Source organism: Hafnia alvei, assembly GCF_900095695.1.
Classification (GTDB): domain Bacteria; phylum Pseudomonadota; class Gammaproteobacteria; order Enterobacterales; family Enterobacteriaceae; genus Hafnia; species Hafnia alvei_B.
Genome location: NZ_FMIQ01000041.1, coordinates 53,691 through 72,055 on the forward strand (window position 1 = coordinate 53,691; position 18,365 = coordinate 72,055).

The 18,365-nt window shown below is 48.5% G+C and carries 13 protein-coding genes; 8 read left to right on the plus strand and 5 right to left on the minus strand.

The genetic code is table 11. From position 1 onward, the window contains the following. Positions 1–11: 11 nt before the first annotated feature. On the minus strand, positions 12–2,078 hold the full coding sequence (locus tag BN1044_RS11085; RefSeq protein ID WP_072308713.1) for a carbon starvation CstA family protein: 2,067 nt from the start codon (positions 2,076–2,078) through the stop codon (positions 12–14). Positions 2,079–2,463: 385 nt separating this feature from the next. On the opposite strand from BN1044_RS11085, the gene BN1044_RS11090 reads away from it, so the two are divergent. Then, on the plus strand, positions 2,464–3,768 hold the full coding sequence (locus tag BN1044_RS11090) for an NAD(P)/FAD-dependent oxidoreductase (RefSeq protein ID WP_072308714.1): 1,305 nt from the start codon (positions 2,464–2,466) through the stop codon (positions 3,766–3,768). A gap of 82 nt (positions 3,769–3,850) precedes the next feature. On the opposite strand, the gene BN1044_RS11095 is transcribed toward BN1044_RS11090, so the two are convergent. Further along, positions 3,851–5,290, minus strand: coding sequence for a CBM96 family carbohydrate-binding protein (locus BN1044_RS11095; protein WP_072308715.1), 1,440 nt, complete (start codon positions 5,288–5,290; stop codon positions 3,851–3,853). A 459-nt stretch (positions 5,291–5,749) separates the two neighbouring features. Here BN1044_RS11095 and BN1044_RS11100 point away from each other — a divergent pair, with 459 nt between their 5' ends. Next, a complete protein-coding gene (locus tag BN1044_RS11100; protein ID WP_168780263.1) occupies positions 5,750–6,289 on the plus strand; it encodes a glycine zipper 2TM domain-containing protein in 540 nt (179 codons plus the stop codon). 566 nt (positions 6,290–6,855) lie between these two features. Continuing rightward, positions 6,856–7,290: a hypothetical protein gene (locus BN1044_RS11105; RefSeq protein WP_072308716.1), complete on the plus strand. Its 435-nt coding sequence runs from the start codon at positions 6,856–6,858 to the stop codon at positions 7,288–7,290. A gap of 346 nt (positions 7,291–7,636) precedes the next feature. Here BN1044_RS11105 and mfd read toward each other — a convergent pair whose 3' ends face one another. Beyond that, entirely contained in the window at positions 7,637–11,098 is a 3,462-nt protein-coding gene (gene mfd, locus BN1044_RS11110) for a transcription-repair coupling factor (protein ID WP_072308717.1), read from the minus strand. A gap of 272 nt (positions 11,099–11,370) precedes the next feature. On the opposite strand from mfd, the gene lolC reads away from it, so the two are divergent. The 5 genes from lolC to cobB all read left to right on the plus strand — a co-directional run bounded on the left by lolC (position 11,371) and on the right by cobB (position 16,411). Next, positions 11,371–12,570: a lipoprotein-releasing ABC transporter permease subunit LolC gene (gene lolC, locus BN1044_RS11115; protein WP_072308718.1), complete on the plus strand. Its 1,200-nt coding sequence runs from the start codon at positions 11,371–11,373 to the stop codon at positions 12,568–12,570. Further along, positions 12,563–13,282 carry a lipoprotein-releasing ABC transporter ATP-binding protein LolD gene (gene lolD, locus BN1044_RS11120; RefSeq protein ID WP_072308719.1) on the plus strand — a complete coding sequence of 240 codons (720 nt, stop codon included), beginning with the start codon at positions 12,563–12,565 and terminating at the stop codon, positions 13,280–13,282. The genes lolC and lolD overlap by 8 nt, the downstream gene beginning before the upstream one ends. Beyond that, positions 13,282–14,532, plus strand: a complete 1,251-nt coding sequence (gene lolE / locus BN1044_RS11125) for a lipoprotein-releasing ABC transporter permease subunit LolE (protein ID WP_072308720.1) — start codon at positions 13,282–13,284, stop codon at positions 14,530–14,532. Before lolD ends, lolE begins: the two co-directional genes overlap by 1 nt. A 77-nt stretch (positions 14,533–14,609) precedes the next feature. Then, a complete protein-coding gene (gene nagK, locus BN1044_RS11130) occupies positions 14,610–15,521 on the plus strand; it encodes an N-acetylglucosamine kinase (RefSeq protein ID WP_072308721.1) in 912 nt (303 codons plus the stop codon). Between the two features lie 50 nt (positions 15,522–15,571). Beyond that, a complete protein-coding gene (cobB, locus tag BN1044_RS11135) occupies positions 15,572–16,411 on the plus strand; it encodes a Sir2 family NAD+-dependent deacetylase (RefSeq protein WP_072308722.1) in 840 nt (279 codons plus the stop codon). Between the two features lie 70 nt (positions 16,412–16,481). Here the strand turns inward: cobB and BN1044_RS11140 are convergent, their stop codons facing one another. Beyond that, positions 16,482–17,117 (minus strand): IbrB-like domain-containing protein, encoded by a 636-nt coding sequence (locus BN1044_RS11140; protein WP_072308723.1) that lies wholly within the window; start codon positions 17,115–17,117, stop codon positions 16,482–16,484. Further along, complete coding sequence (locus tag BN1044_RS11145; RefSeq protein ID WP_072308724.1) at positions 17,114–18,337, minus strand: phosphoadenosine phosphosulfate reductase; 1,224 nt, start codon at positions 18,335–18,337, stop codon at positions 17,114–17,116. Before BN1044_RS11145 ends, BN1044_RS11140 begins: the two co-directional genes overlap by 4 nt. Between the last annotated feature and the right edge of the window lie 28 nt (positions 18,338–18,365).

Genomic DNA, 18,365 nt, shown 5'->3' on the forward strand with positions numbered 1-18,365 from the left:
CATCATGTTCCTCAGCCATGTGATTTTTCCTCACGCAGTGCCGGCGTTGTCTCGTGCACCGTCGGCTGGTTGGCATTGAGTGCACGGCGAATAACAAAGAAAGCAGAAATCAGCATGGTGATGGCAACCAACATAAAGAAGCCACACAGCGCGGCGTTGATGTAGTTATTCATCACAATGGTTTCCATATCTTTGATGGTTTTCGCAGGTGCAATGAGGGTGCCTGAATCGATCCCCGCAGAGAACCGTTTGGCCTGTGCTAAGAAACCAATGCTGGCTTTCTCATGGAAAATCTTCTGCCAGCCAGCGGTCATTGAAGTCACGAATAACCAGACCGTTGGCAGAATGGTCACCCATGCGTAGCGCTGCTTTTTCATCTTGAACAGCACGACCGTGCCGAGAATTAACGCCATCGAGGCCAGCATTTGGTTACCGATACCAAACAGCGGCCAGAGCGTATTAATTCCTCCTAGCGGATCAACCACGCCTTGATAAACGAAGAAGCCCCAGCCGGCAACGGCCACCGTGGTTCCTGCAAGATTACCAAACCAAGAACGGTTGTTGGCTAAGCTTGGAATTGCGACACCAACCAGATCTTGCACCATAAAACGACAGGCGCGCGTACCCGCATCCACGGCGGTCAGAATGAACAGTGCTTCAAACAGAATGGCAAAGTGATACCAAAACGCCATCATGGCGCGGCTGTTGAAGACCTCGGTGATGATATGTGCCATGCCAACGGCGAAGGTCGGTGCACCACCGGCGCGTGACAGAATGGAATTCTCACCCACGTCTTTGGCAATCATGGCAAGCGTTTCAGGAGTGACGACAAAACCCCAGCTATTAATCACCTGTGAGGCATTTTCTACCGTAGTACCGATCAGTGCCGTAGGGGAGTTCATGGCGAAATAGACGCCAGGGTCGATAACCGAGGCGCAGATTAATGCCATGATGGCCACGAATGACTCCATCAACATGGCACCATAGCCGATAAAGCGAATATGGCTTTCACGCTCGATGAGTTTCGGCGTTGTGCCGCTGGAAACCAGCGCATGGAAACCTGAGATGGCACCGCAGGCGATGGTAATAAACAAGAATGGGAATAGGCTGCCGGAGAATACCGGGCCAGTGCCGTCAATGAAGCGGGTTACCGCTGGCATTTTCATCTCTGGCGCAGCAAAGACAATCCCCACGGCTAAACCGGCGATCACGCCAATTTTCAGGAAGGTCGATAAATAATCGCGCGGTGCCAGCAGCAACCAAACCGGCAGTACGGAAGCAATGAAGCCATAAATAACCAACACCCACGTTAGCGTGGTGCCGTGTAGAGTAAAGAAAGGCCCCCAATAAGGGTGCATGGCGATATCGCCGCCGTAGATAATCGCGGCCATCATCAGAACAAAGCCAATGATCGAGACTTCCGCAATTTTCCCCGGGCGCAGATAACGCATGTACACGCCCATAAACAGAGCGATAGGGATCGTAGCGGCAATGGTAAACAGCCCCCACGGACTGTCAGCTAAGGCTTTAACTACCACCAGAGCCAAGGCTGAGAGGATGATAATCATCACGCCTAATGCGCCAAGCATCGTGATGACGCCTGCAAAAGAGCCCAGCTCTTGTTTAGCCATTTCGCCCAGCGACCGGCCATCACGACGAGTCGAAATAAACAGGACTAAAAAGTCCTGCACTGCGCCCGCCAGCATGACACCAACCAAAATCCAAATGGTACCGGGTAAAAAGCCCATTTGCGCCGCCAAAATGGGGCCGACTAGCGGACCCGCTCCGGCAATCGCCGCAAAGTGATGCCCGAATAGCACCCATTTGTTAGTTGGCACATAGTCCAAACCATCGTTGTGGCGCTCGGCGGGTGTTAATCGACGGTCATCGAGTTCAAACACTTTTTCAGCAATGAAAAGACTGTAAAAACGGTAGGCAATGCTGTAACAGGCAATAGCGGCTATCACCAGCCACACCGCATTAATATGTTCGCCACGGCTCAGCGCTAGCATGCCAAAAGCATAAGCGCCGATTAACGCCACCAATAGCCAAATCAGGCCGGATCGGACGTTCTTCATTGTACGGCTCCTTCGTATAGGGGGAGAGGTATCGATTTCTTGTTGTAAGAGAGGTTTGGAGACTAGGCTCGCATGGTTAAATAAAGGTTAAAAACTGGGCTTTGTCATGTTGATGATTCGAGTAGGCGATAGAAGTGTGAAGAGCGTCTGATTTGTAATGATTACGTTGAAAAACAACTCAAATTTGTGAGGAGATGATACATATCGCCCAAGGAATAAACATAAAAATTGATGTGCATCAATTTTGGTATGACCAAATGACCTGTCGTGTTATTCTTTGCGTAGAAAATTAAATTAACCTGAGTGAACCATACGTAAAATAAGGGTATTGATTATTTACCGTTAATTAACTATTGGTTTACATTTTTTACCAAGGGAGAAAGCTTTGAGCGCATCTAAGAAAAAAATCGTGATTGTCGGCGGTGGTGCGGGCGGTCTCGAGCTGGCAACCAGTCTGGGCCATAAACTCGGTCGTAAAGACAAAGCGGAAATCATTCTGATTGACCGTAACCATAGCCACTTGTGGAAACCACTACTGCATGAGGTTGCAACCGGATCGTTGGATGACGGCGTGGATGCGTTGAGCTATCTGGCTCATGCGCGTAATCACCACTTCACCTTCCAACTGGGTTCGTTGACCAACATCGATCGCGCTGCGCAGCAGCTGACGCTGGCAGACATTCACGACGAGCAGGGTGAAATTCTGGTACCACAGCGCGAGCTGTCGTATGACATTTTGGTGATGGCGTTGGGCAGTACCTCGAATGATTTCGGTACACCGGGCGTGAAAGATAACTGCATTTTCTTAGATAACCCGCATCAGGCTCGTCGTTTCCACAACGAAATGCTGAATCTGTTCCTGAAGTTCTCGGCGCAAAAAGATAAAGCGGCGAAGGTGAATATCGCGATTGTGGGTGGCGGAGCAACCGGCGTTGAGCTGTCTGCGGAGCTGCACAATGCGGTTAAGCAACTGCACAGCTATGGCTTTGAAGGCCTGAGCAGTGAAGCGCTAAACGTGACGTTAGTTGAGGCGGGCGAGCGAATTCTTCCTGCGCTGCCTCCCCGAATTTCTGGCGCAGCACACAGCGAACTGAGGAAGTTAGGCGTGCGCGTTCTGACCAAAACCATGGTTACCAGCGCGGATAAAAATGGCCTCAACACGAAAGATGGTGAATTTATTCCTGCCGATCTGATGGTGTGGGCGGCGGGCATTAAAGCGCCTGATTTCATGAAAGATATTGGCGGTTTAGAGACTAACCGTATCAACCAATTAGTGGTTGAGCCAACGCTGCAAACCACGCGCGATCCGAATATCTTCGCGATTGGTGACTGTGCGTCATGCCCGCAGCCAACCGGCGGATTTGTTCCACCGCGTGCTCAGGCCGCGCACCAGATGGCTTCTCGCTGCTACGCCAACATTTTGGCACAGCTCAAAGGCGGCAATATGAAGCCTTACGTGTACAAAGACCACGGTTCACTGGTTTCTTTGTCTAAATTCAGCACCGTTGGCAGCCTGATGGGCAACCTGATGCGTGGTTCAATGATGGTAGAGGGGCGTATTGCGCGTATGGTTTATATTTCGCTGTACCGTATGCACCAAATCGCGCTGCACGGCTATATCAAGACTGGGCTGATGATGCTGGTCGGTGGCATCAATCGCGTGATTCGTCCGCGTTTGAAACTGCACTAATGCGTTGCTGAATATATCGTTGAAATGAAACGGCTCTGATTAGAGCCGTTTTTTTTACCCTAACGTGTCAGGCAATATGACGTTATTCTCCACCTGGCTGGGTAGCAACAACGCGTAACTGAGACAGGTAAGGCGTCTCTTTGGTGCTAAACGAATAGGTATATCCTGATGTTTTACTATCACCTGCTATGCAGAAGGCAATTTCAGTTTGTCCTTTTTGCCGCGCTTTTTGCACCAGTGTCGTAACATCAAACTCTCGGTAGGAAACAGCATTATCTAAATACAACGAACTCCAGCTGGACACATCGCACGATGGGCGGTTATTCCACGTAACGCTATTTTCATCCCAGTTAGTGTTGGCAGGATACGCATACATAGTGATGGCATTTGCCGGTGTGGTGAGAATACCGCCTGATAATCTTAACTTATAGCTGAATAGCGCCGTTTGATCTGCGGGATATTGGGTCGGCATAGGTGGGATTTTATATTTTACCAGCGCAATCTTCATGGGATTATTCAGTGCGCTGCTGTTTGATATATCGCCTAGCGCTAGCATTTGGATTTGTGAGCCAAAATTTTTGTCACTGTCAGCTAAATTACTGACGTAGGTGTCAGCAATAGGATCGCTATAGCTATATGGCATATGGCCTGTACAGTCATAATTATTATTCATGCAGCGTTCTGTCATAAATTTTGCTGCATCGGGTGACCAGCCATTAATAAAATCACCGTGAGCGGTATACATCGTTCCCCATTGTTCAATTCGTTGTTCGCCATTCATGATCGGGTCTAATGACAATTGAACCTGAGTTAAATCCAATTTGTCATAGCCATTAATAATATAGGCGACGTTCATATTTATCGTTGGGATATGCTTTGGATAATCTACAGGACAGGAACCATCGCTATTAGAATAAACCGCATTCGGTTTTGCTGGTGAACCTGACGGCTTAGCTTTCAGCGTATGTCCATCCCAACAGTTAGGGAATCGAATTCCGATATCGACCTGTAATGTGCCGTCAGATGCACGCTGGCATATGCGTTGGTCACTATTGCTATAACCCGTACCATCGTTACAAAAGAATGAAATGTAAGGGTTTTCCGCTGTTCCAGTATGGTTGCCGGCCAATAGCTGTAACCCTTCAGGTAAGGAGGTCAATGGATATTGTGTGCTGTTGACAGTTTGATAATAGACTTTGGTGTATTTAGGCGGTGCAGTTTGCTGGTTTGGCAATCTCATGGCCGGTGCCCAATAGGCTGAAGAGTCAGCTAAAGTGTCACAGGTGGTTCCTGCTGCTTCACGAAGTGTTACATAAGTTGAATATGCGTCGGTTTTTTGGTTACCAAAAAAGTCATGCCACATAGCATGATTAGGCATGCCATACATGAGAATAGCGTCGTCACCTAATGTATGGCTATACGCACAGTTGACGCTAGTTTGATAATTATCCGCATATGCAAAAAATGGATTAAGCAGCAGCGAAGAGAAGAGTACTAATAGTAATGCAACGCAATGCTTCATTGTTTTTTCTCCAATGAATGAATATGAAAAAAATGAAAGTAACGAGCCCTACAAAAACTAAGGTAGCTCAGTTATTGCATAGGCTTTGCGCCGTTTAGAAACAAAGTGTGTGCTTATTTAGATTTAAAAATTCTGGCTGCTGATACATTGACGAGTGTTTTTTATACAGGGTAAGTATTGGTATATGCCAATAAGCGCCTCTTTTAGAGGCACACAACGTTAAAGCGCACGAACTAAAGGGTCTGATAGGAAAGCTCTTAAAGTGAGTAATGAATATCATTTGGTTATGTTGTCTGATTGTTGCAATGAATATTCCTATGCAAACTATCTCCTATAAGTTAGGTGAAGCACGCACACCGAGCGAAAGGATCCTATGACTTTCGCATCGTTATGAGTCCGTTATGTTCATAAGCAACGTATTCATCACCATTGCGTGAGTCTATTCAGGAGGAGTGCCCTGTGAATAAATCAATGTTGGCAGGTGTTGGTATCGGCGTAGCCGCAGCGTTAAGCGTTGCTGCAGTAGCAAGTTTAGACGTGTTTAGCACTGGACCGCGTTATGCGCAGGTACTCTCAGCAACGCCGATTCATGAGTCAGTGAAGACCCCACGGCAGCAGTGTCGTAATGTCACGGTAACGCATCGCCGTCCGGTACAAGACGAAAATCGAATAGCGGGTTCTGTGCTAGGCGCAGTGGCGGGTGGGGTATTAGGCCATCAAATCGGTAACGGACGCGGCAAAGATGTGGCGACCGTGGTTGGGGCATTAGGCGGTGGCTATGCCGGTAATCAGGTTCAGGGCGCAATGCAAAACAACGACACCTATACCAGCACCCAGCAACGCTGCTCAACCGTTTACGACAAATCGCAGAAACTGTTGGGCTACGACGTCACCTACAAAATTGGCGATCAGCAAGGTCGGGTTCGCATGGATAAAGATCCGGGTACCCAGATCCCCGTTGACCGTAACGGCCAGCTGGTGCTGAACCAAAGCGTATAAGAGTTTGATAACGCGAATCAGTAAGGGAGGCTAATGCCTCCCTTACTGATTCAAGCATTCCAGCATTATTTACTTCATGTATTAAAACGAACTCATCAGCACATGATATGGAGCTAAATCTTAAGTCCCTAGCTTGGCCATTCATTTGTGAATTCAAGCCGTTCAATAAATATAGCTCATCTTGTTTTTTCAGTGAGATGTGAAAAATTCATCCTGAAAATAGTAAGACTGTCATGTCATTCTGGATGATGCTGGTTATCTTAGGCGCTATAACCTGAATTAGATTGAATAAGTATTAAAGATGCTGAAACCAGTATTTCTAAGTTTGTTAACTATATATTGGTGGTGGTGAATTTATTCAATTCATTAAATCGATGTATATATTTACCAGATGCTGTTTCTGCAATTGTTTTATTTCTTTGATACATGGTTAATTAATATGTAAATAAGTCAGTGGTGAGTTGACATTAAATTGTCTTATGTTAATTTCGATTGGTTTTGATTGTATTAAAAATCGAATATTTGCATGGGTAATCATTTAATTTAACTACATTAAAGAGGTGTTTATGTTGCAAGTTATAGGTGCTGGGGTTAGGGGAGGAAATAACATCCCAAGAAGTATTCATGTTGGTTATGGTCACTGGAGTGCTGGTAAAGTTTATTGTCCTGATGGGCAGTTTGTAATGTATGTTCGCGTACCTGTTCTTGGTAGTAATGATCAACCTATTGATCATCATATAGAAGATAGCGTAGGGTTCACAGTAGAGTTCCCCGAGGTTCCTTGTGATTCTGCAGGAAATAATCTAATGGATCATTATACAATAAGGCAAATAACTAACTATAACTCGCCAAATGGGATTTATTCTGTTCAGATAGCGATTTTCTGCAAAAAAGAACCGACACATAGAATTAATCTAAATACCGGCGATGTTATAAATAATGATAGTGACGATCAGTATATTGGATCCATGCCTATATCTTATATACTTATCAAACGGTAATCTTACATTCGGAAAGAATTAAATCATCTGATTATAAAAAACCTCATTTAAATAAAAATGCAGATGAGGTTTTTATAGATGGAAAGTTGCTGCAATACGATATATATATAGCATATATATCCGTAAGCGTTGAATGTGCTTCCTCTTCATCAGGTTCATGCTTTTATATTATGATTAATTAAAATGCTAAGCCAAATAAAAATAACACTTCGAAAGATTTAATTGTTACGACCTGAATTTTTTTGATTTATAGATAATCAACGGCGTAATAAAAAATGTGGTATGTATGACATGTATTTTGTATCAATAAAGTACGGGGCATATATTCATATACCCCGTTGCAAGATCAAACCCGATGTTCAGCAAACTGGCTGAGGAGATCGGAAATAAACTCGAGCCGTACCTTACGTTCGCTGAGGTCGACAATAAACTTCAGCTTAGTTGGCCCATCCAAACGGAAGATGTGCGGTTTTTTCTGCAACAGACCAATTAGGAACATGGGGTCAACATGGTTCTTCTCGCCGAACTCAATGAAACCGCTTTTATCATTGCCTTCAATACGGCGAATACCAAGTTCCATCGCATCCAGACGCAGCTTGGCGCTTTGCAGTAAATTGCGCGCCGCATCAGGTAGCAGGCCGAAGCGATCGATCAATTCCACTTTTAGCTCTTCAAGCTGATCGTCACTCTTGGCGCTGGCAATACGCTTATAGAATGACAAACGGGTGCTGACGTCCGGGATATAATCATCCGGCAGCAACACCGGCATGCGGAGCTCAACGTCGGTCTGATTGCTGGTGAGATCTTCTAGCGAAGGTTCGCGTCCTTCTTTAAGCGCATCAACCGCGCTTTCTAGCAGTTCCATGTACAGAGAGAAGCCAATGGTGGTCATCTGGCCGCTTTGGTCATCGCCCAACAGCTCGCCCGCGCCGCGAATTTCCAGATCGTGAGTCGCTAACGCAAAGCCCGCACCCAAGTCTTCCAGCGACGCAATCGCTTCTAAGCGTTTTTGTGCATCGGTCGACATCGCTTTAGGCGGTGGCGTAAGCAGATACGCATAGGCCTGATGGAAAGAGCGACCCACACGCCCACGCAGCTGATGCAGCTGTGCCAAACCAAAATGATCGGCACGTTCTATAATGATGGTGTTAGCGCTTGGGATGTCGATGCCCGTTTCAATGATCGTAGTACATACCAGAACGTTGAAGCGCTGGTGGTGGAAATCATTCATCACGCGTTCAAGTTCACGTTCTCGCATCTGGCCATGGCCGACTGCAATCCGCGCTTCAGGCACCAGCTCGCTTAACTTCTGGGCTGCTTTTTCAATGTTTTCAACGTCGTTATACAGGTAATAGACCTGGCCGCCGCGCGTCACCTCACGCAGGATGGCTTCGCGCACCACCAAACTGTCATATTCGCGCACGAAAGTTTTCACGGCTAAACGACGCGCCGGAGGCGTGGCAATAATCGATAGGTCGCGCATTCCGCTCATCGCCATGTTGAGCGTACGTGGGATTGGCGTAGCCGTCAGCGTGAGAATATCCACGTCGGCGCGCATGGCTTTGATGCGTTCTTTCTGTCGCACGCCAAAGCGATGCTCTTCGTCGACGATCAGAAGACCCAAATCACGCCACTGCACGTCAGCCTGCAAGAGTTTGTGAGTGCCGATTAAAATATCGACTTTGCCATCAGCGGCATCTTGCAGCACCTGCGTTTGCTCTTTCGCGCTACGGAAGCGAGAAATCATTTCGATGCGAACTGGCCAGTTGGCAAAACGGTCACGGAAATTGTCGTAATGCTGTTGAGCCAGAAGGGTCGTTGGCACTAATACTGCCACCTGCTTATTGTTGTGCACTGCGAGGAATGCGGCACGCATCGCCACTTCTGTTTTACCGAAGCCCACATCGCCGCACACGAGGCGGTCCATCGCCAGTGGCTGACACATATCGCTGAGTACGGCATTGATCGCCATACTTTGGTCAGGCGTCGTCTCGAATGGGAACGTTTGGCAGAACATTTGATAGGCTTCGCGGTCCTGTTTGAACGCAAAGCCGGGTTTCGCCGCCCGCATGGCATAAATATCCAGCAGCTCAGCCGCGACGTCGCGGACTTTTTCCGCGGCTTTTTGGCGGGCTCGGGTCCACGCGTCGCTGCCTAATTTATGCAGCGGTGCGCTTTCGTCTGCGCCACCGGAGTAGCGGCTTAGCAGATATAGCGAGGAAACCGGAACATACAGTTTGGCATCACCGGCATAGGTTAGGATCAGGTATTCACCCTTGATGCCGCCGGCTTCCAGCGTTGTCATACCGCCATAGCGGCCCACGCCGTGCTCGAGATGAACGACCGGTTGACCGATGCTCAGCTCAGCCAGATTGCGGATCAGAGTATCGGTATTGATAGTGCGGCGGTTGTCTTGGCGACGACGACTAACGCGTTCGCCCAACAGATCGCTTTCACAGATCAGCGCAAGCTTGAGCTCTGGATTGATAAATCCATGCTCGCACGAGCCCTGCATAATATAAATTTTGCCCGCTTCCGCGTCTTCTATGCGGGTAATCAGCTTCGGATTTATTTTGATGCGGGCCAGCAGTTCTAGCATGGTTTCGCGGCGGCCTTCGCTTTCTACCGAGAAAACAATGGCATCTTTGGTTTGCTCAATGAAGCGCCGCAGAAGATCGAGCGGATTTTTGTTTTGCGCCTGAACCGTGAGCTCCGGCAAAGGCTGGTAGCTGAGGTTGGTGTTCGCCGCTTTTTTATCTAGCTTGTCGGTTTTTAGCTGAACGCGTGGCCACTGTTTGAGCGAGGAAAACAGCTCATCAACGCGCAACCAGAGCTTGTCGGGCGTGAGCAGTGGGCGCATGGGGTCAACGCGGCGGTTTTCGTAGCGCTGATTCACATCCAACCAGAATCGATCCGCCGAGGCTTCTAATTCGCCGGTATTGACTAATAACGTGTTGCTTGGGAAATAGCTGAACAGCGGCGGCAGTGCTTGGCTGAAGAACAGCGGCTGCCAATACTCTATCCCCGCAGGCCAGATGCCTTTGCTGACCTGTTGGTAAATATGTTCGGGATCGCGGCGTACTTCAAAGAGCTCACGCCACTGGCTACGAAACAGCTCGATCGCGGTTTGATCGGTTGGGAACTCGTGTGCCGGAAGTAAGTTGATGGATTCAACTTCGTTAAGCGTGCGCTGAGAATCCACGTCAAATATACGCAGGCTGTCGATTTCATCATCAAAGAAATCAATACGGTAAGGCTCATCGCTACCCATCGGATAGAGATCGAGCAAAGCACCACGGGTGGCAAATTCACCGTGTTCCATCACCTGATCGACGCTGCGATAGCCAGCCTGTTCTAATTGGCTGCGGAGTTTGTCGCGGGATAGCAACTGGCCTTTGTGCATCACCAGCGCATGCCCATGCAGGAATTCATGCGGACATACGCGCTGCATCAGCGTGTTGACCGGTAGAATGAAGACGCCGCGTTTCATCGTCGGGAGCTGATACAGGCTAGACAGGCGAGCGGAGATGATGTCCTGATGCGGTGAGAAACTGTCGTATGGCAGCGTTTCCCAGTCAGACAGGGTAGTCACCATGCGGGTAGTGAACTGTTGGATTTCGTCGCGTAGCCGTAGCGCTGATTGAATATCCGAGGTGATCAGCACCACCGGACCAGCATGATTTTCGGCAATCTGCGCGCATTCTAGCGCGCATGCAGATCCAGTGAGCTGACCTAAAAGCCGTACATCGCCAGCTTTGGCCGGGAGCGTATAACGCTCAGGTAACGTGTATTGGTATTGTTCAGGCATAAATCGTTAGTCAGTCTCTGTCGCTCTTTTGGCGCGTAGCCCGATCAGGCACCGCGGTTCTAGGCTTTATTATCCTTTATCACTTCACTTTAGCAACTGGTGAGTGAGTGCCTTACTGTTGAAGTGTAGGGTGATAGGGTTGACGTCAGGTCGTTGAGGGGCCTGAAATCACTACAAAATGACGTGAAAATGCATTACGTAGTTTTTTTGGGTTTCCTAAATGTTATCATCCATACTCATTTTGCCTTACCAACTGCAACCGAACGGATTTCATGTATCAACCTGTCGCGTTATTCATCGGTCTGCGTTACATGCGCGGACGAGCCTCAGACCGCTTTGGCCGGTTTGTTTCTTGGCTTTCTACTATAGGTATCACGCTCGGCGTTATGGCGTTAGTCACCGTTCTTTCGGTGATGAACGGTTTTGAGCGAGATCTAGAAAATAATATTCTTGGGCTGATGCCGCAGGCATTAGTGACGTCGACACAAGGGTCGATCAATCCTCAACAGGTTCCTGCCGCACAGTTTGAACACCTTGTCGGTGTGAAAAGTATCACGCCGCTGACCACCGGTAATGCGGTATTGCAAAGCGCGCATAGCGTGGCGGTGGGCGTGATTATCGGTGTGAACCCTGACGAAAAAGATCCGCTGTCGCCTTATCTTAATGGTGCGACTCAACAGGCTTTGCAGCCGGGCCAATACAATGTGATTTTAGGTGACCAACTCGCGGGTCAACTGGGCGTGAAGCGCGGTGAAAAGCTGCGCATTATGGTGCCTAGCGCTAGCCAGTTTACGCCGATGGGTCGCATTCCTAGCCAACGCGTGTTTAACGTGGTGGGCACATTCTCCGCCAATAGCGAAGTCGATCAGTATCAAATGCTGATGAATCAGCAGGATGCTTCCCGCCTGATGCGCTACCCGCTGGGAAATATCACCGGCTGGCGTATTTATATGGATAAGCCACTGGCGATTGATGCGCTGGTCAGCCAACCGCTGGCGAAAGGCTTGGTATGGAAAGATTGGCGTGAGCGGAAGGGCGAGTTATTCCAAGCGGTCAAAATGGAAAAAAATATGATGGGGCTGCTGCTCAGCCTAATCATCGCCGTCGCGGCGTTTAATATTATTACCTCGTTGAGCCTGTTGGTGATGGAAAAACAGGGCGAGGTGGCGATTTTGCAAACCCAAGGATTAACGCGTGCGCAGATTATGTCGGTATTTATGGTGCAGGGTGCCAGTGCCGGTATTATCGGTGCCTTACTCGGTGCCGTATTGGGCGTGGTGTTTGCCAGCCAAATCAATGTTATTCCGGGGTTAGGCGAAATGTTGGCCGGTGGGAGTTTGCCGGTTGATATCAATATTCCGCAGGTGGTGCTGATTGCCGTTGTGGCAATGCTGCTCGCGCTGCTTTCTACGTTATATCCGTCGTGGCGTGCCGCCGCGGTGAATCCTGCTGAGGCTTTACGTTATGAGTAATTCTCCGTCTTTGTATAAAGAACTGTTGCAGTGCAAAGACCTGTGCAAAACCTATCACGAAGGTAAATTGCACACGGACGTATTGCGTAATGTGACCTTTGACATGCAGCCCGGCGAAATGATGGCCATCGTGGGCAGCTCAGGTTCAGGTAAAAGTACGTTGCTGCATCTGCTTGGTGGTCTGGACTCTCCGACCTCCGGCGAAGTGATTTTTAAAGGTCAATCGCTTAACGATATGTCTTCAGCTGCCAAAGCCGAACTACGAAACCGTGAGCTGGGTTTTATCTATCAATTTCACCATTTGCTGCCCGATTTTAGCGCGTTAGAGAACGTGATGATGCCGCTGTTAATTGGTGGTAAAAAAGGTGACGACGCCCAAGGCAAAGCGATGGACATGCTGACCGCCGTTGGATTGGCTAAGCGTAGTCATCATCGACCTTCCGAGCTGTCGGGCGGTGAGCGTCAGCGCGTGGCGATTGCGCGTGCGTTAGTAAACAATCCCTCTTTGGTGTTGGCTGATGAACCGACCGGTAACCTTGATATGCGCACCGCCGACAGTATTTTTGACCTGTTAGGCGAGCTAAATGTGCGTCAAGGAACGGCTTTTTTGGTTGTTACCCATGACTTGGCATTGGCGAAGCGTTTGAACCGCCAGCTTGAAATGCGTGATGGCCAGCTTCAGCAAAATGTGACCCTGATGGGGGCGCAATAATGTCGGCTTCACCATTATCTCTGCTGATCGGTCTGCGTTTTAGCCGCGGACGACGCCGTGGCGGCATGGTGTCTCTGATTTCCGTGATTTCTACCGTTGGTATTGCGCTGGGTGTCGCCGTTTTGATCGTCGGCCTGAGCGCCATGAATGGGTTTGAACGCGAGTTGGATCATCGCATTCTTTCTGTTGTGCCTCACGGTGAAATCTATCCAGTGGAGCAGCCGTTTAACGGCTGGCCGCAGGTATTAGAACGGGTTGAAAAAGTAAAGGGTATCGTTGCTGCAGCACCCTATGTGGAATTTACTGGCCTGATTGAAAGCGGCACTCAGCTGGTGGCGGTACAACTGCGCGGCGTTAATCCAGAGCAAGAGAGCCGCGTGAGCTCACTGTCGCAATACGTGCAGGGTAACGCATGGTCAACGTTTAAAGCCGGAGAGCAGCAGGTTATTCTCGGTAAAGGTGTGGCTGATGCGCTGCATGTGAAGGTTGGCGATTGGGTGACCGTGATGGTGCCAAACAACGATCCACAGATGAAGCTTTTGCAGCCTAAACGTATTCGTCTGCACGTGAGCGGTATTTTGCAATTAAGTGGCATGCTGGATCACAGTTTGGCGATGGTACCGCTGGCGGATGCTCAGCAGTATCAAGATCTTGGCAACAGCGTTACCGGTATTTCCATCAAAGTTGCGGATGTCTTTAACGCCGACAAACTGGTGCGAGATGCGGGTGAGGTGACCAATGCATACGTTTATATTCGCAGTTGGAAAGGCACCTACGGCTATATGTTCCGTGACATCCAGATGATCCGCGCCATCATGTATCTGGCGATGGTTTTGGTGATTGGGGTGGCGTGTTTCAACATTGTGTCTACGCTGGTGATGGCGGTGAAAGACAAAAGCAGTGATATCGCCGTACTAAGAACGCTGGGTGCGAAAGACCGGCTTATTCGCGCGATTTTTATCTGGTATGGATTGCTTGCGGGCATGGTTGGTAGCATTTGCGGTGTGGTGATCGGCGTGGTGGCATCACTCGAACTGACTAATATTTCTAAAGTTATTGAAAAGGTGATCGGGCATCGATTGCTATCGGGCGATATTTATCCTATCGATTTCTTGCCGACAGAGCTGCATTGGATTGACGTGGTGGAAGTGCTGGTCACGGCGATTGTGCTGAGTTTGGTGGCCAGCTGGTATCCCGCTCGTCGCGCAAGCCGTATCGATCCTGCGCGTGTACTCAGCGGCGGTCAGTAACCCGTGGTGGTCAATAATACCGAGATAAACGGCAGACAGTAACGACTTCATTTAACGACGCGCAACAAGGAGAGTTAATGTATTACGGTTTTGACATGGGCGGCACCAAAATAGAGCTGGGCGTATTCGACGCCGAGCTGAATCAAATTTGGCGTAAGCGGGTGCCTACGCCACGCGACGATTACCATGAACTGTTAAATACGCTAGCGTCGTTAACCTTTGAGGCCGATGCTTTTACCGGCGCTCAGGGCAAAGTAGGTATCGGCATCCCTGGATTACCCAACGCCGATACGGGCGAACTCTTCACGTCTAACGTGCCTGCCGCAATGGGAAAACCGCTCCCGCGCGATCTTTCTCAGCTTATCGGGCGTCCGGTTCGAGTGGATAACGATGCCAACTGTTTTGCTCTCTCGGAAGCGTGGGACGAAGAGTTCCGTGCTTATCCCATTGTGCTTGGGATCATCCTCGGTACCGGCGTGGGCGGTGGATTAGTGATTAATGGTAAAACCTTGACTGGCCGTAATTATATTGCCGGTGAGTTTGGCCATTTCCGTTTGCCGGTTGATGCCTTGGATCGTATGGGAGCGGACACACCCCGTGTAGCGTGCGGCTGCGGACAGCAGGGCTGCATCGAAAAATATATTTCTGGGCGTGGCTTTGAATGGCTGTATCAGCACCGTACCGGTGAAAATCTCGGTGCTAAAGAAATTATTGAGCGTTACCGCGCGGGGGATGATAAAGCGTTGGCGCATGTAGATTGCTTTGCCGACGTGTTGGCGATGTGTTTGGGAAATTTATTTACCGTGATCGACCCGCATCTGGTGGTGCTCGGCGGTGGATTGTCGAATTTCTCTGAGCTCTATCCGCTGCTGAATGAGCGCGTCCCGCGTGCTTTGCTGCGGGTTGCTAAAGCGCCACGTATTGAGCCTGCTCGTTACGGTGATGCTGGCGGCGTGCGCGGTGCCGCGTTTTTGAATTTGACCGACTAACGACGATTAATTATTTGCTGTGGTAATGAAACCAATGAGGAGCTGTGGTTATGCGTACCCGTCATCGTATATGCCGGTTTAGGAAAAACAAACGATTACGACACCAGCGTTTTCGTTCACGAATTTTCCACCGTGACACGCTGTGTCACGCGAATAATCAGGCAGGAGGGTGTATGACTAAGCCATATGTCGTGGTACTCACCGGCGCGGGGATTTCTGCTGAATCGGGAATTCGAACTTTTCGTGCGGCTGATGGACTGTGGGAAGAACATCGCGTTGAAGATGTGGCCACGCCAGAAGGCTACCATCGCGATCCGGAGTTGGTGCAGAGTTTCTATAATGCACGTCGTCATCAGCTACAGCAGCCAGAAATTCAGCCTAATGCGGCCCATTTGGCGCTAGCCGAATTAGAGCGGCAGTTGGGTGACAACTTTGTGCTAGTGACGCAAAACATCGATAACTTGCACGAGCGAGCAGGGAATACCCGTGTTATTCATATGCACGGGGAATTGCTCAAAGTTCGTTGTACTCAGTCAGGACAGGTTATCGAATGGAAAGGGGATTTAACCGTCGATGACCGCTGTCATTGTTGTCAATTTCCTGCGCCGCTGCGTCCACACATTGTTTGGTTTGGTGAAATGCCAATCGGCATGGATGAGATTTATGATGCTCTGGCAAAAGCTGATTACTTCATTGCGATTGGCACATCGGGACATGTTTATCCTGCGGCGGGCTTTGTACATGAAGCTCATTTAAATGGCGCTCATACCGTTGAGCTCAATCTTGAGCCCAGTCAGGTTGAGAGTCAGTTTGACGAGAAGCATTACGGCGCAGCAAGCCAGGTGGTGCCTGAATACGTTCGAGAGTTGCTAGAAGAGATTTATAAATAGCGGCTTGCGGCTTACTTTTGTGAAGCGCATTTTGATCGCCATCCTCATTACGTCAGGATGGCGATTTTTTTTATTTCACCGTCCATGCCTCTGAAAACTCACGGTCCTCGAACAGTTCCATCAGGCCGCTAATCTGTTTTAAACGTAAAAACTCATCGGCATCCATGCCTAATTCCTCACTGATTCTTTCGTCGTCCCAGCCTAAATGATAGAGCTCACGGACAATATCGGACATGGCGCTGATCTGGTGTTTACCGCGGGCGCGGTTATGACGAATAGTCGCCGCAATCAGATGTGTTTTTTCCTGTGTACTTTCGTTAAGCATCACAACGGGGAGATAACCAAGCACTCGGGTGCGCAAAAGAGGGCGCTTGGATGCGAGCTCACGGCGATGAAAACCATCAACGATAACGTTTGTTTTATCATCCGTGGATAGTTGGCTGGTAACAATAGGCTGAGTATATCCATCGCGTAATAGTGATGTGTATAGCAAACGTTTTTCTGGTGGAGCTAAGGAGTTAGGGTTGTAATCATTGGAGACAACGTTCTCAATGGGTTTCCAAAGTACGCAATCGATAGGTTCATTAGAAAAAGGGCTGATCTTATGCAGTGCTAATCGGATCTTATTTAGAGTCTCAATTTGGGCGGTTTCAGACATCTCACCTAATGCTATTTTTAGTTCGTTTATTAATAAATTAATATTCATATAATGCTCCAGCATTTCCTTTTTGCTTGGATCCTTTTGTTGTAACGTTCATAGCTGCTTGGCTTATTAGGGCTAAATGATAGTGACCGACACCAATAATCATTGCGTAAAAGCACTTTGCAAATGCGCCGCCATGATGGAACATCTTTAGCGCCGATATCTTTTTCTTGCTCATCGGGTATATCGCTTGGGAAACCATGGGTCTGATACCAGCGTAAATAAATTGCGATTTTATTTCGATAATGTTCGGCGGTTTGCTGCGGCATGCTATTTAGTAAAAATAGAGCATAGCTATGCCAAGTGTGATTGTCGGGTTTATGTACCTGACGGCGAGCATAGAAATCGCCTCGGCTGTTGGCATAAATGCTGCCGGTATTAGCGCCAGAGACTCGCTCACAAACATGTTCCCAGCATTCAGGCTCAAGAACGTGATAGAGCCATAGACCTTGCCGCTGTTCTGGCCCAAAAGGTTCACAGATACGCATGGCATGTAACCCCACACCAGCCTGAAACATCAGGTCATACAAAGGATTATAGATTTTTTTTGAGGAGGAGAAGTAGGTCCAAATATCGTCTGTTTTCCAGTCGTATATAGGGTAAATATTGTAGGTATGACCTGAAATCGTTCCTGTTGTCCATGGTTTGTCATCGGCAAAGCGGTTTTTACGTTGAGAAGCGATAGCCCAGAAACGGGTATAGGACTCATCGGTTCGAATTCCAATCATCATGGCGCTGGGTTGACGGTTGGAATACCAGTCAGAGAAGGCGGGCATAAATGACTCGAAGGTAATACCGTCATAGTAAAATGGGAAAAACTCAGGATCGGTAATAGCATCTGCGGGCGGTTTGCGGATCCAATTTGTATTTGGCGTCCAGCACTGCCATTCGGGTTGAAATTGTGAGACAGAATTCCCCGTTGTAATAGGGAGCGCAACCCAATAAAAATGATCGATGACGTCTTGATATAAGCTTCGCATTTTTTCAATGTGATTGATGGTGTGGCTAAACTGAGCCTCCCAATCGATAAAGATAATATCAAACTTTCTGCCCTTTTTTCTTGCCTGCTCTGCGGCTAAATGAAGCATTGCAGTTGAGTCTTTTCCACCTGAAAAAGAGACACAAATTCGGCTGAAGGTATTGAATGTCCATTCAATACGTGTTCTTGCCGCTTTTAGTACGTTAATACGTAGAGATATTTTCTTATTAGATAGCGGGTCCATAGAAAGTGGTTTTCTAAAAAAATGCTGC

Coding starts and splice junctions, on each gene's coding strand:
- BN1044_RS11085 (WP_072308713.1), bottom strand. CDS start 2,078: ATGAAGAACGTCCGATCCGGCCTGATTTGGCTATTGGTGGCGTTAATC.
- BN1044_RS11095 (WP_072308715.1), bottom strand. CDS start 5,290: ATGAAGCATTGCGTTGCATTACTATTAGTACTCTTCTCTTCGCTGCTG.
- BN1044_RS11105 (WP_072308716.1), top strand. CDS start 6,856: ATGTTGCAAGTTATAGGTGCTGGGGTTAGGGGAGGAAATAACATCCCA.
- mfd (WP_072308717.1), bottom strand. CDS start 11,098: ATGCCTGAACAATACCAATACACGTTACCTGAGCGTTATACGCTCCCG.
- lolC (WP_072308718.1), top strand. CDS start 11,371: ATGTATCAACCTGTCGCGTTATTCATCGGTCTGCGTTACATGCGCGGA.
- lolD (WP_072308719.1), top strand. CDS start 12,563: ATGAGTAATTCTCCGTCTTTGTATAAAGAACTGTTGCAGTGCAAAGAC.
- lolE (WP_072308720.1), top strand. CDS start 13,282: ATGTCGGCTTCACCATTATCTCTGCTGATCGGTCTGCGTTTTAGCCGC.
- nagK (WP_072308721.1), top strand. CDS start 14,610: ATGTATTACGGTTTTGACATGGGCGGCACCAAAATAGAGCTGGGCGTA.
- cobB (WP_072308722.1), top strand. CDS start 15,572: ATGCGTACCCGTCATCGTATATGCCGGTTTAGGAAAAACAAACGATTA.
- BN1044_RS11140 (WP_072308723.1), bottom strand. CDS start 17,117: ATGAATATTAATTTATTAATAAACGAACTAAAAATAGCATTAGGTGAG.
- BN1044_RS11145 (WP_072308724.1), bottom strand. CDS start 18,337: ATGGACCCGCTATCTAATAAGAAAATATCTCTACGTATTAACGTACTA.